The 13410-nt window shown below is 73.7% G+C and carries 8 protein-coding genes and 1 pseudogene; 5 read left to right on the forward strand and 4 right to left on the reverse strand.

From position 1 onward, the window contains the following. The first annotated feature begins 189 nt into the window (after window positions 1-189). Together ACZ6D7_RS44230 and ACZ6D7_RS44235 are read left to right on the forward strand one after the other, a co-directional pair. Window positions 190-1734: a hypothetical protein gene (locus tag ACZ6D7_RS44230; protein WP_469503808.1), complete on the forward strand. Its 1545-nt coding sequence runs from the start codon at window positions 190-192 to the stop codon at window positions 1732-1734. Between the two features lie 425 nt (window positions 1735-2159). Beyond that, the gene (locus ACZ6D7_RS44235) at window positions 2160-5984 is read left to right on the forward strand and encodes an nSTAND1 domain-containing NTPase (RefSeq protein WP_469503811.1); all 3825 of its coding nucleotides are present in this window, start codon (window positions 2160-2162) and stop codon (window positions 5982-5984) included. A 21-nt stretch (window positions 5985-6005) separates the two neighbouring features. Here ACZ6D7_RS44235 and ACZ6D7_RS44240 read toward each other — a convergent pair whose 3' ends face one another. Both ACZ6D7_RS44240 and ACZ6D7_RS44245 read right to left on the reverse strand, forming a co-directional pair. Next, window positions 6006-6617, reverse strand: coding sequence for a TetR/AcrR family transcriptional regulator (locus ACZ6D7_RS44240; RefSeq protein ID WP_469503814.1), 612 nt, complete (start codon window positions 6615-6617; stop codon window positions 6006-6008). A gap of 27 nt (window positions 6618-6644) precedes the next feature. After that, window positions 6645-8702, reverse strand: a complete 2058-nt coding sequence (locus tag ACZ6D7_RS44245; RefSeq protein ID WP_469503817.1) for a galactose-binding domain-containing protein — start codon at window positions 8700-8702, stop codon at window positions 6645-6647. Between the two features lie 265 nt (window positions 8703-8967). Between ACZ6D7_RS44245 and ACZ6D7_RS44250 the strand changes: the two genes are divergently transcribed. The 3 genes and pseudogenes from ACZ6D7_RS44250 to ACZ6D7_RS44260 form a co-directional block, all read left to right on the forward strand. Further along, window positions 8968-10974 (forward strand): flavin monoamine oxidase family protein, encoded by a 2007-nt coding sequence (locus tag ACZ6D7_RS44250; protein WP_469503820.1) that lies wholly within the window; start codon window positions 8968-8970, stop codon window positions 10972-10974. Between the two features lie 74 nt (window positions 10975-11048). Then, complete coding sequence (locus ACZ6D7_RS44255) at window positions 11049-12002, forward strand: DUF1731 domain-containing protein (protein ID WP_469503823.1); 954 nt, start codon at window positions 11049-11051, stop codon at window positions 12000-12002. A 23-nt stretch (window positions 12003-12025) separates the two neighbouring features. Then, window positions 12026-12318: pseudogene (locus tag ACZ6D7_RS44260) on the forward strand (cytochrome P450); the annotation flags it as partial. Window positions 12319-12426: 108 nt separating this feature from the next. Here the strand turns inward: ACZ6D7_RS44260 and ACZ6D7_RS44265 are convergent. Together ACZ6D7_RS44265 and ACZ6D7_RS44270 are read right to left on the reverse strand one after the other, a co-directional pair. Further along, window positions 12427-13146 (reverse strand): alpha/beta fold hydrolase, encoded by a 720-nt coding sequence (locus ACZ6D7_RS44265; RefSeq protein WP_469503826.1) that lies wholly within the window; start codon window positions 13144-13146, stop codon window positions 12427-12429. Window positions 13147-13167: 21 nt separating this feature from the next. After that, window positions 13168-13410, reverse strand: a 243-nt coding sequence (locus tag ACZ6D7_RS44270; protein ID WP_469503829.1) for an alpha/beta hydrolase fold domain-containing protein, incomplete at its 5' end; no start/stop codon positions are given.

Here is a 13410-nt window from a genome sequence, read left to right on the forward strand (position 1 = left end):
TCGTGCCGCAGTTCGCAGGTGCCGTGCCGGGTGGGGCCGGCGCCGGAGGGTTCCGTCACGACTGAAGCGGGCGGTGCCGGGCGGCGACAAGGCGTGTTCGTGTCCGGTTCGGGTCTCGCTGTATCCGGGGTGCGGCGGCGCCCGGTTCGCTAGTCTCCGGGCGGTGGTCCGGGAGCCGGAGGGACGTGCATGGCGGGGTGGCGGGGCGCCGGCTCGGGTACGCCCGACGGCATCGATCTGTGTCTGACGGCCCTGCACCAGCGCGGTGTCTCCGGGACGATGGCCGTGATCCACGCGTTCCGCGCGGCGAACCAGGAGTACGAGCCGTCCGACTCGCTGGTCCGGGCCATGCTGAACGGCAACCGTGAGCCCAAGCCGGACTTCGTCCGCCGGCTGGCCCTGCTGGCCGGGGTGCCGGTGACCGAGGTGTTCGTGCAACTGGGCTGGCTGCCGCCCGAGGAGACGTCCGCGCCGAGCGTGCCGCAGCTGGTGCGGCAGTTCCGTACCGGTATCTCGGCGGTCGGGCAGCTCGCCCGGGACGCGGAGGGGCCCTGGTTCGACCGGGCGCCGGCCGCGGCCGCGGGGGCGGTCCTCGCGAGCGAGCACGGCGCCCGCCGGTTCACGGTCTCGCTGTCCGCGGTGGAGTCGGGCGGCCGCTATCCGGCCGCGCTCATGGACGTGGCCGAGTTCCGGCTGCGCGCCGGTGCCGAGCCGCTGCCGCTGGAGCGGGCCGTCGACCTCGCCGAGGGTGCCCCGTTGCGCGAGACCCTGGCCATGGCGCGTCGCGCGGAGGCGAGCGGGGACCCCGGCTACTGGGCGGTGCGGCTGGAGCTGACCGCGCTGACCCACCAGGCCCTGCGGCACCGCGGTGAGTACAGCTGGCAGGGCCAGCCGGGCAGCCGGGTCTGGCTGGACGCCGGCGACGGCTTCCGGCCCCGGCAGCTGCTGGTGCAGGACCGGATCGCGGGGCTGCGCCGGGAGCCGGTGCCGGCGGTGGCCGCCGACCGGGTGGAGCGGGGCGTCGCGCCGATCGTGGTGATCGGCCACCGCCCGCTGGCCGGCGGGGCCGCCGCGCTGCTCGCCGAGGCGCTGGGACTCCAGTACGTCCTGCCGCGCTCGGGCGAGGAGATCGTGGACGGCGTGTTCGTGCCGGTGCTGCGCACCGCGGTGCAGGGCCGGGTGGACGCCTGGCTGTCGATCGTCCGGCATCTGCGGGGCCGGGCGGCGGACGGGGACCCGTGGCCGGCGGTCGTCCTGACGCGCCCCTACGTGTTCGCGCCGCAGGACGAGGACGGGGAGTCGGTGCTGCGGGAGCTGCGGCGGCTGCCGGCCCATGTGGTGTGCGTGCGGCCCGCGGTCGGGATGCTGCGCTGGTGGGCGGAGCGGCGCGCGGGCGCGGGTCCGGGCGACGGTTTCGACGCGGCGGCGTGGGTGGCGCGCGAGCTGGCGGTGTACGAGCGGATCGAGCGCGTGCTGGCCGAGCGGTCCGCGGAGCGGACGACGCTGATCAGGGTGCCGGAGCCGGACGGCCCGTTGCCGGCGCTCGGCCGGGGCTGGCCGGACGCGGTCGCCGATCTCCAGCCGCGGCTGGCCTGGGCGGTGCTCGGCCGGCTGGACCGGACGGTCAACCGCCGGGGTCCGAAGCTGTCGGGGCTGCTGCGGCCGGGGCTGCTGGCGGAGTGGGCGCCCACTCTCGCCGAGGACCCCGGGGTGTCGGCACTGACACCGGGCTGACACCGCAGGGGCGGCGGCCCGGCGGATACCGACGAACACCGACTAATACCGATGAACAACGACGGACATCGACAGATACCGATGGCTCTGACGAGGTCGACGGCACAGAAGATGTCGTCGGCTCAGATGTCGTCGGGCTCCTCCGGATCGGTGGCGCCGGCAGCGTACGCAGCGTCCATGGGCTCCCCTCCCTTCGGTTTCCCGGTGTCCGTCCATGCCGGGGGCACGGCGCCGCGTGGCCGCCCGGCGATGGCTCCCCTCGGTGCCGGGCGGCGCGGCGGCCCCCGCAGCGAGCAAGCCATGCGGGGAGAACGGGCGACAGCCTGTTGCCCAAAGCCCGGACGAGCCCCGACAGTGGTCGGACAAAGCCGGACAGCGTGCTACAGCGCCTGCCACCGGCACACATACCGGCCGTGGGGGGACGGATGGCCGAAGGGCCCAGCAGGCACCATCGACGTCATGAGGACTCGGGCCCGAGGGCGATCGCCTCGGTCGCGGACTTCGCCCATCAGCTGACCCAGGCCCGGTTACGGGCCGGGCTGACCGTCCGTGAGGTGGCCCGGGCGGTGCGGGTCGCGCCGAGCACGGCCGGCGACTACTTCTCGGGCCGCCATCTGCCTCCGGTTCGGGCGCCGCAGTTGCTCACCGCCATCCTGACGGTGTGCGGCGTCGACGCCCCCGAGCTGCTGGACCAGTGGCACGAGGCGCTGGTGCGGGTGCGGATGGCGCCGGGGCGTCCGCCGGCCGGGGCGGTCGCCCCGTACCGGGGCCTCAGGGTCTTCGAGGAGGAGCACGCCGACTGGTTCTTCGGCCGGGAGGAGCTGACGGCCACGCTGACCGGGCGGTTGCGGGCGCTCGCCGCGTCCGGCGGCGGGCTGCTCGCCGTGGTCGGGCCCTCGGGCTCCGGCAAGTCCTCGCTGCTGCGGGCGGGGCTGATCCCGGCGGTGCGGGGCGGGGCGCTCGACGGCCCGCCGGGCATCCGGCCGCCGGTGGTGCTGATGACGCCGGGCCGCAGTCCGGCGGACGAACTGGCCACGCGGCTGGGGGCGGTGGACTCCGCGCCGCCGCTGGTGGTGGTCGACCAGTTCGAGGGGCTGTTCACCATGTGCGGCGAGCAGTCGGCGCGCACCCGCTTCACGGACGAGCTGGGCCGGCTGCGGCCGGGTCTGGTGGTCATCGGGTTACGCGCCGACTTCTATCCGCAGGCCCTGCGGTTCCCGCTGCTGGCCGAGGCCCTGGAGAACCACCAGCTGGTCGTCGGCCCGCTGAGCCGTGACGAGATGCACCGGGCCATCACCGGCCCGGCCCGCAAGGCCGGCCTGGAGCTGGAGAGCGGCCTGGTGGAGCTGCTGTTGCGGGATCTCGCCCCGCGCACGCTGTCCGGCGGTACCGACGGCGCCGGCCCCGCCCACGGGCCGGGTGCCCTGCCCCTGCTCTCCCACGCCCTGCACGCCACCTGGCAGCGGGCGGCCCGGGGCCGGCTCACCGTCGAGGCCTACCGGGACAGCGGCGGCATCCACGACGCGGTGGCGCACACCGCCGAGGCCGTCTTCGCCGAACTCTCCGACGTGCAGCGGGACATCGCGCGGCTGATCTTCCTGCGGCTGGTCCATGTCACCGACGACACCCTGGCCGCCCGGCGCCGGGTGCCGCTGGGCGAGCTGCTGGACCGTACGGACGGGGAGCAGGCGGCGGAGCCGACGGCCGTGCTGGCCGCGTTCGTCGAGCAGCGGCTGATCACCGCCGACCAGGACGCCGTGGAGATCTCCCACGAGTCGCTGCTCACCGCGTGGCCCCGGCTCCAGGAGTGGATCGGCGCCGACCGGGACGGGCTGCGCGTCCACCGGCGGCTGACCGAGGCGGCGCGCGGCTGGAAGGAGGCCGGGCGCGACCCCGGGCTGCTGCTGCGCGGCACCGCGCTCGCGCTGACCGGCGAGTGGGCGGCCGACGCGGCGCACCGGGACGCCGTCAACGCCGACGAACGGGCCTTCCTCGAGGCGTCGTTGCTGCACGAGGAGCAGGAGCGGCGGGCCGCGCGCAACCGGACGCGCAGGCTGTACCAGCTGCTGAGCGCCGCGCTGGCCCTGCTGCTGGTGGCCTGCGGTCTGGCGCTGTACGCGCAGACGCAGCGCGACCGGGCCGACCGGGCCCGGACCGAGGCGGAGTCGCGGCAGCTGGCGGCCGAGGCGGGCCGGATCGGCGCCCATGACCCGTCCGTGAGCGCCCAGTTGGCGCTGGCCGCGTACCGGACGGCCCGGACGCAGGAGGCCCGGGCTCGTCTGATGGACTCCTCGGCGGCGCCGTCGGCCACCCGGCTGACCGGGTTCACCGGGCTGGTGCAGTCGGTGGCGGTGGACAGCGGACGCCGGCTGCTGGCCGCGGGTTCGTCGGACGGCACGGTCCGGCTGTGGAGCACCACCGACCGCACCCGGCCGCAGCGGCTGGCCCGGCTGCGGGTGTCGAAGCGACTGGCGGTGTTCGCGGTCGCGTTGAGCCCGGACGGGCACACGCTGGTCGCGGGCGGCGGGATGGGGCTGCTGCACCGCTGGGACATCTCGGACCCGCGGCGGCCGAGCCCGCTGCCCGCTCTGCCGGGCAGCCCGGACGCCACCGTGTACGCGCTGGCGTTCGCCCCCGACGGGCGCGGTCTGGCCGTGGCGGGCGCGGACCGCACCGTACGGCTGTGGGCGGACGGGACCGCGGCGGGCGCCGCGGCGCCGGTGGTGTTCCGGGGCGGCGACGGATTCCAGCAGGCGGTGGCCTTCAGCCCGGACGGCTCGCTGCTCGCGGCGGCGGGGCAGGACGGCCGGGCCCGGCTGTGGCGTACGGGCGGTACCGGCCGGGAGGTTCCGGTGGCGACGCTGGGCGGGTTCGAGGGGGCGGCGCTGGGGGTGGCGTTCAGCCCGGACGGCAAGCTGCTCGCGGTGTGCAGCCAGGACCGCACCACACGGCTGTGGGACGTCTCGGCCCCGGACCGGCCGCGGTCGGCCGCATCGCCCGGCGGGAAGGCCACGAGCTGGGTCAACGCGCTGGCCTTCGGTCCGGACGGCGGCGCGCTGGCGATCGGGGGCAGCGACGACGCGGTGCGGATGTGGGACCGGGGCGCCGGTCACGTCACGGCGACCCTGCCGCATCCGGGGGCGGTCACCTCCGTGCTCTGGTTCGACCGGCGCACCCTGGTGACCGGGTGCGCGGACGGCGTCCTGCGGCTGTGGTCGCTGCCCTCCCCCGTGCTGACCTCGGAGCAGGGGGTCAACGCCCTCGCCTACAGCCCGGACAGCCGGCTGCTCGCCGTGGGCACGCTGGAGCTTCGGCTGTGGGACCTGGCGCGGCACGAGCCGGTCGGGAAGCCCTGGAAACCCGGGGGCGACTCCTTCGTGCAGTCGGTGGCCTTCGCACCGCGCGGCCGGGTCCTCGCGGTCGGCTACAGCAACGCCATGGTGCGGCTGTTCTCCTATACGTCCACCGGTGAACTCACCGCGCTCGGCGGGCCGTTCCGGGTGGCGAAGAGCGGGACGGTGGAGTCGCTGGCCTTCAACCGGGCGGGCACGGTGCTGGCCTCGGGCGCCGACGACGCGACCGTACGGCTGTGGGACACCTCCCGGCCCGGCCGGGTCCGCTCGCTGGGCACGCTCGCGGGGGCGACGGACGCGGTGCTGTCGGTGTCCTTCAGCCCGGACGGCCGGTATGTCGCGGCCGGCAGCATCGACCGCGCCGTGCGGGTGTGGGCGGTGAAGGGGGCGGGGAAGCGGCCGCTGGTGACGCTGGAGGGGCCGACCGGGTACGTGTGGTCGGTGGCGTTCAGCCCCGACGGGCGGCTGCTGGCGGCCGGCAGCGCGGACCGCACGGTGCGGATGTGGGACGTGCGGGACATGGGCCGTCCGGTGCGGGTGGGCCCGGAGCTGACGGGCTTCACGAGTTACGTGTACGCGGTCGCGTTCAGCCCGGACGGCACGACCCTGGCCGCCGGGAGCACCGACTCCACGGTGTGGCTGTTCGATGTCACCGAGGCCCGCTCCCCCGATCTGCGGGCGGTGCTGACGGCCGCGTCCGGGCATGTGTACGCGGTGGCCTTCAGCCCGGACGGGGCGACGCTGGCGGCGGGCGGCGAGGACCACACCGTACGGCTGTGGACCACCGACACGGACGCCATCGCCCGCCGGCTGTGCGAGACGCGCGGGGATCCGCTGACGGCGTCGGAGTGGCGCCGGTTCCTGCCGTCGCTGACGAGCGTGCCGACGTGCGCGTGAGCCGCGTGAGCCGCGTGAGCGTCAGTCCGGCGCGCCGTCCGGGGCCCGCACCAGCCCCGCGATGTGCGCCGTCACCGTCTCCAGGATGTCCGTCCAGGCGGCCGCGTCGCCGAGCACCAGGTAGTTGAGGGTCAGTCCGTCGGTCATGGCGGCCAGATAGCGGGCGAGGACGGGGACGGGGACGTCGAGCCGGAGGTCCATGGCGCGGCAGAGCTGTTCGATGAGTTCGGCGTACGCGTCGCCGTAGAGCGCGTACTGGCGCCGGGCCAGGTGCTCGAACCCGGGCTGGCGCAGGGCGTACTGGGTGAGTTCGTAGGTGAGCATGTGCTCGTCGGGGTGGGCGCGGACGTGGTCCCAGTAGGCCTGGAACCCGGCCGCGACGGTCTCCTCGAGCGTGGCCCGGGGGCGCAGGGCGTCCTTCACCACCGTCACCGAGTGGTCGGTGAGGGCGGTGATGACGGACTCGATCAGGGCCTGCTTGGAGTCGAAGCAGTAGTGGAAGACGCTCAGGGACACGCCCGCCTCGGCGGCGATGGACCGGGTCGTCGTCTTCGCGACGCCGTCCCGGGCCATCGCCCTGATCGCGGCCTCCGTCAGCTGCCGGCGCCGTTCGGCCGACGGCATGCGTGCCATGGGGGTCCTTGCTGCTCGTGGCGGTGGTCAGGCGCTGTGGACGCCCACCTCGTAGAGCGAGTATCCCCAGTCGGTGCCGCGGTCGAGACCGTGGACACGGACGTAGCGGGCCGGGGTGCCGGTGAACCGGGCCGTGTCCAGCCCGCCGTCACCGGCGGTGGTGGACCAGGCGGTCTGCCAGGTGGTGCCGTCGGTGGACAGTTCGATCCGGTACGACCTGCCGTAGGCGCGCTCCCAGTCGAGGGTGACGCGTGAGACCAGGTGGGTGGAGCCGAGGTCGGCCTGCCACCACTGGTCGTCGCTCCAGTCGCTGGCCCAGCGGGTGCCGTCGTCACCGTCCACGGCCCGCCCCGGCTGGTAGCTGGTGAACGGGTTGGACTCGGACGAACTGGCCGTCCCGGTACGGCCCTTCGCGAGGTTCACGCCGGCCTGGTGCTGCTCGGAAGCGCCCCAGGTGTCGAGGTAGGACTCGGCACCCCGGAAGAGGTCGTCCACCACGTCCTGGCCGGCGACGAGCCGGACGTCCTCGATCCAGTCGGGGATCAGGCCGGCGTGCGCGGCGCCGTCGGTGTTGTAGTCCCAGGTGCGCTGCCCGGTGGTCTGCCGGTCGATGGTGGAGCCGCCGTCGACGCTCTTGAAGGGGTACGTCACCGGGTTCGAGGTGCTCGCGCCGCGCGGGGCGGGGTGGTCGCCGATGCCGTTGAAGTCGGTGCCGTAGCCGTAGCCGACGCCGTACTTGTCGCGCAGGGCGTCGGTGCGCTCGGCCTCGTTCCCGAAGCCTTCCGAGCCGTGCATGTACTGGGCGACGAAGCCGCCGAGGGAGTAGACCCGCTCGGTCCAGTTGAGGTCCATCCAACTGTGCGAGGAGAGCACGCCCGGGTAGGAGGCGGCCTCGAACATGTCGAGGACCTGGCCGGTGGCCTTGACGCTCATGTGGTCGATCTCGAGCATCATCTTGCGCTTCATCATGCCGCGTACGGCGTACTCGCCGAGGTCGGTGAGCCCGCGCACGTTGCACTGGGCGTTCTCGTCGTACTCCGGGACCTCGGTGCCCGCGGGCAGTTCGTCCTCGGCGGCGGACGCGGCGGTGCCGATGGGGTTGTCGTGCTGCGGCCCGGTGCACTTCTCGGTCTTCCAGAAGGTGCCGGTCGACAGGAACTGGCCGACGTTGATGGCCGTTCCGAGGCCGCCCGAGTCGAAGCGGACGCCGCACAGCGCGTTGTCGAACTTGTGGCACAGGAACATGCTGCGCACGCCGAGGTCGTACAGCTCGTCGAGGCCCTTGTCGATGTCCTCCTGGCTGCACTGCGCGATGTCGAGGATCTGCTTGCAGCCGAAGGGCTCGGAGGTCTCCACGCCCAGGATCACGGCGAGCTTGCCCTGCTGGATGACGGAGCGGGCCTGCGCGCTGTCGGTGACGATCCGGAACCAGCCCTTGCCGGTGCCGCCGTACTGCTTGTCGATGTAGGCCTGGAGGTCGTAGGTCAGCTTGGCCTGGAGGCGGATCGAGGTCATCTCGTCGCAGCTGCGGTCCTTGAAGAAGTAGACCGAGCAGATCACGCCGTTGGTGACGAGGTCGTTGACGAGCACCCGCTGTCCGCCGCGCCAGGCCCGTTCCACCCAGGCGTAGTAGTTCGCCTGATGGGTCATCGAGTCGTAGGCCGGCCAGTCGGTGAAGGTGGGCCAGCCGACCGGGTCGTGCCGTCCGTCACCGCCGTGGGTGATGTAGTCGAAGATCGCGAGCGTGCCGTCGGGGTAGTGCTCGGGGCAGTCCTTGAGGGCGTCGGCGATCCCGGCCTCGGAGAACACCTTGCCGCAGATCAGCCGCCCGCCGAAGGCCTCGTTGGAGAACAGGTGGTTGTGCGCGTCGACGAACCCCCGCACCTCGCCCGCGGAGTTGGTGCCGGTGAACGGCTCCCCGGTCACGTTGATCTGGGAGTCGGGGGTGGGCCGGGCGGTCGGGTTCCACCACTCGGTGGCCGCCGAACTCGGTGTGGGACCGAGGATCGTGGCCAGCACGAGGAGGAGCAGCGAGACGACGGTGACGTCTCGGCGTCTGCGGTACGGGCGTCCGGTCCTGGTCACAGCCCACGTCCCTCGGTCGGCGGGATCGCGCGGTCGACGAGGGCTTTCTGACTGCCCGTGAATTGTCATGACCGACGCAAGATGTGTGACGAGGATCGCGATTGACGGATTGCGAGTCAAGAGTCCGGGACGCTTGACCTGATAAGTGCGGGTGGCCCGGTAAACCACCTGCCGGAAGCACGGCCGCGATCATGCGCCTACACGTTCAGGTGATGATCCGCCCGACCCCGCCGAAGGCGCCCCGCACGCCCCCTATCCAGGCCATATGGACGATTCCCGCACTTCCATGGACCCCGGCCGGCTGTCCCGCCGGCGGTTCACCGTGACGGCCGGCACCGCCGCCGCGCTGATGGCCTCGGCCCCTGCCGTGGCCCTTCCCGAACTTCCCGCACTCCCCGAACAGGCCCCTCACTCCCCCAGGTCCACGGCCGACTGGGCGACCTGCCTGGCCGTCGCCCGCGCCCTGCTGGTCGTCGACGACCAGGACCGGCCGCTCGTGCCCGGATACCGGAAGATCCTGGACGACGGTCTGCCGCGCACCCGGACCGCCACCGCGAAGAAGGTCCTGGTGGTCGGCGCCGGGCCCGCCGGGCTGGTGGCCGCCTGGCTGCTGAAGCGGGCCGGGCACCACGTCACGCTCGTGGAGGCCAACGGCAACCGGGTCGGGGGCCGCGTCAAGACCTTCCGCACCGGCGGGCACGAGGGCGCGGAGCAGGCGTTCACCGATCCGCAGCAGTACGCGGAGGCGGGCGCCATGCGCATCCCCGGCAGCCATCCGCTGGTCATGAACCTCATCGACCGGCTGGGCGTGCGGCGGCGCCGGTTCCACCTGGTGGACGTCGACGCGGACGGCAAACCCGTCAACAACGCCTGGCTGCACGTCAACGGCGTCCGGGTGCGCCGCTCGGCGTACGCGCGCTCGCCGCGCCGGGTCAACCGGTCCTTCGGAGTGCCCCGCAGGTACTGGGACGTGCCGTCCGCGACCATCCTGCGCACCGCCCTGGACCCGGTGCGCGACGAGTTCAGCACGGTCGGCGCCGACGGCAAACGCGTCGACAAGCCGATGCCGGAGCGGGTGCGGGGCTGGGCCCGGGTGGTCCAGAAGTACGGCGACTGGTCGATGTACCGGTTCCTGACCGAGGAGGCCGGGCTCGACGAGCGGACCCTCGATCTGGTCGGCACCCTGGAGAACCTCACCTCGCGGCTGCCGCTCTCCTTCATCCACAGCTTCATCAGCGCCTCCCTGATCAGCCCCGACACCGAGTTCTGGGAGCTGGTCGGCGGTACGGCCACGCTGCCGGACGCGCTGCTGAAGGAGGTCGCCGACGTGCTGCGGCTCGACCGGCGGGCCACGCACGTCGAGTACTGGGCGCCGGACCGGCAGGGCGCCGAGGACACCGCGCACGTGCGCGCCGACGGACCGCACGTGTGGATCGACACCGTGTCCGAGGGCCGGGGCGGGAAGGTGGTGCGCGAGCAGTTCACCGGCGACCTGGCGATCGTCACCGTGCCGTTCTCGGGGCTGCGGCAGGTGCAGGTCAGCCCGCTGATGTCGTACCGGAAGCGGCGGGCGGTGGCCGAGCTGCACTACGACAGCGCGACCAAGGTGCTGCTGGAGTTCGCCCGGCGCTGGTGGGAGTTCGACGAGGCGGACTGGAAGCGTGAACTCGACGCCGTGCGGCCGGGGTTGTACGAGGACTACCGGGCCGGGAGGGCGCCCGCCGACGGGAGTCTGCTGGGCGCGCACCCGTCCGTGCCGCCCGGGCACATCAGCGAGGGGCAGCGCACGCACTACGCGGCCAACCGGTGGGCGGCGCGCGACCAGCCCGAGGCGGCACACATCGTGGGCGGGGGCTCGATCTCGGACAACTCCAACCGGTTCATGATCAACCCGTCCCATCCGGTGGAGGGCAGCCGAGGCGGGGTGGTGCTCGCCTCCTACAGCTGGGCCGACGACGCCTCCCGCTGGGACTCCCTCGACGACGACGCCCGCTACCCGCACGCGCTGCGCGGGCTCCAGCAGGTCTACGGCCGGCGCGTCGAGGTCTTCTACACCGGCGCCGGGCGCACCCAGAGCTGGCTGCGCGACCCGTACGCCTACGGGGAGGCGTCCGTGCTGCTGCCCGGCCAGCACACGGAGCTGCTGACGGCGATCCGTACCCCCGAGGGACCGCTGCACTTCGCGGGCGACCACACCTCGGTCAAGCCGTCGTGGATCGAGGGCGCGGTGGAGTCGGGGGTGCGGGCGGCGCTGGAGGTCCACCGGGCGTGAGACCCGCGGCGGAAAGGTTTTGAACACGTTCAAATATCAGGTAGGCTCCCCTCGTCGAGGAGGGGAGCCTACCGATGAAGGTTGTCGTACCCGGGGGATCCGGGCAGGTGGGCACGGTGCTGCGCCGTGCGCTGACCGCGGCGGGACACGAGGTCGTGGTGCTGAGCAGACGGCCGTCGGGGCCGGGCGAGACCGGCTGGGACGGCCGGACCCTGGGGGCCTGGGCCGAGGAGGTCGACGGCAGTGACGTCGTGATCAACCTGGCGGGCCGCAGCGTCAGCTGCCGCTACACACCCGTCAACCTCAAGGCCATGATGGACTCGCGGGTGGAGTCGGCCCGGGTCGTGGGCGAGGCGATCGCCGCCGCCGCGCGGCCCCCGGCGGTCTGGCTCCAGATGAGCACGGCCACGATCTACACCCACCGCTTCGACGCCCCCAACGACGAGGCGACCGGGGCGATCGGCGGCTCCGAGCCGGACGTCCCGGGCTACTGGGGCTACAGCGTCGACATCGCGACGGCGTGGGAACGGGAGCTGGAGCGGGCCGACACCCCGCACACCCGCAAGGTGGCGCTGCGCGCCGCCATGGTGATGAGCCCCGACCGGGGCGGGGTGTTCGACGTGCTGTCGCGGCTGGCCCGGCTCGGCCTGGGCGGGCCGGTCGCGGGCGGCGCGCAGTACGTCTCCTGGATCCACGACCACGACTTCGTGCGCGCCGTGGAGTTCCTGATCGCGCGCGAGGACCTCGACGGTCCGGTGAACCTCGCCGCCCCCGCTCCGCTGCCGCAGCGCGGGTTCATGCGCGCGCTGCGCTCCGCGTGGGGCGTCCCGGTGGGCCTGCCCGCCACGCGCTGGATGGCCGGGATCGGCGCCTTCGCCCTGCGCTCGGACACCGAACTGCTTCTGAAGAGCCGCCGGGTCGTGCCCGGCCGGCTCCTCGCCGAGGGCTTCGCCTTCGAGCACCCGCACTGGCCGCTCGCGGCCGGCGACCTCGTACACCGCGCACGGGACCGCCGGGCACCGAAGTGACGTGGATCACCAACAGCCTGCTCGTCCGCGCCGGGGAGGGCGTGGTCATCCCGGGCGCCACCGGCAACTGGAGCCCCGACCGGTTCCCCGACCCCGGCCGGCTCGACGTGCGCCGCGACGCCCGGCGCCACGTGGCGTTCGGCTTCGGCATCCACCAGTGCCTGGGCCAGCCGCTGGCCCGCGTCGAACTCCAGGTGGTCTACGGCACGTTGTTCCGCCGGGTGCTCGGACTGCGAACCGCCGTCCGGCTGGACGAGGTCGCCTTCAAGCACGACGGATCGTGTACGGGGTGCACGAGCTGCCGGTGACCTGGTAGGCCGCGGCGCCCGGGCCGCGCGGACGCGCACACAGGGGGAGACGTCCGCGCGGCTGTCATGGGGCGCGCCGAGGCGTGGGGCACGCCGACGGGCGCGCACCGGGCGCGTCAGCTCGTGGCGCGCACCGCGTCGCGGATCAGGTCCGCGACCTCCTTCGGCCGTGACACGGCGACGGCGTGCGAGGCGCCCTCCAGCTCGACGATCGTGGCCCCGGCCCGCTTGGCGCCGAACCGCTCGACCTCGGGGTTGATCGCCTCGTCGGCGGCCGCGACCAGCGCCCAGGACGGCTTGGTCTTCCAGGCGGCCGTGGCCGCGGTCTCCTCGAACGCGGCGGCGGCCAGCGGGCGCTGGGCGGCGGCGAGCACCCTGGTGACGTCCGCGGGCACATCGGCGGCGAACACCGACGGGAAGGCGTCCTCGGCGATGGTGACCTCGACGGCCGGGTCGCCGCCCGGCACCGGGTACGTCCACTCCTTGAGGTTGCCGACCAGCGGCGAGAGCGGGAAGCGGCCCTGGAGCTCGCCGAGGCTCTCCCCCTCCTCCAGGACGTAGGCGGCGACATAGACCAGGCCGACCACGTTCTCGGTGGTGCCGGCGACCGTGATCAGGGCGCCGCCGTAGGAGTGGCCGACGAGGATCACGGGGCCGTCGATCTGGGCGGCCACGGAGGCGACGTACGCCGCGTCGGAGGCGAGGCCGCGCAGCGGGTTGGGCGGGGCGATCACGGGGATGCCGTGGCTCTGGAGCTCGGCGACGACGCCGGACCAACTGGCGGCGTCGGCGAAGGCACCGTGGACCAGGACGACGGTGGGCGTGGTGGTGGTCATGGCTGGGCTGTCTCCCGGGGATCAGACGTGCAGGGCGTCGCGCAGGGTGCCGACGGCCAGGGTGATGGCCGCCTCGGCCGCGTACGTCGGGCGCAGGGCGTTGAGCATCACGAAGTCGTGGATGATCCCCTGGAAGCGCACCGCGGTGACCGGAACGCCGGCCTCGCGGAGCTTGTTGGCGTACGCCTCGCCCTCGTCACGCAGGACGTCGGCCTCACCGGTGATGACGAGCGCCGGCGGCAGACCCGTGAGCTGCTCGGTCGT

The sequence above is a fragment of the Streptomyces sp. NPDC041784 genome (assembly GCF_055591025.1).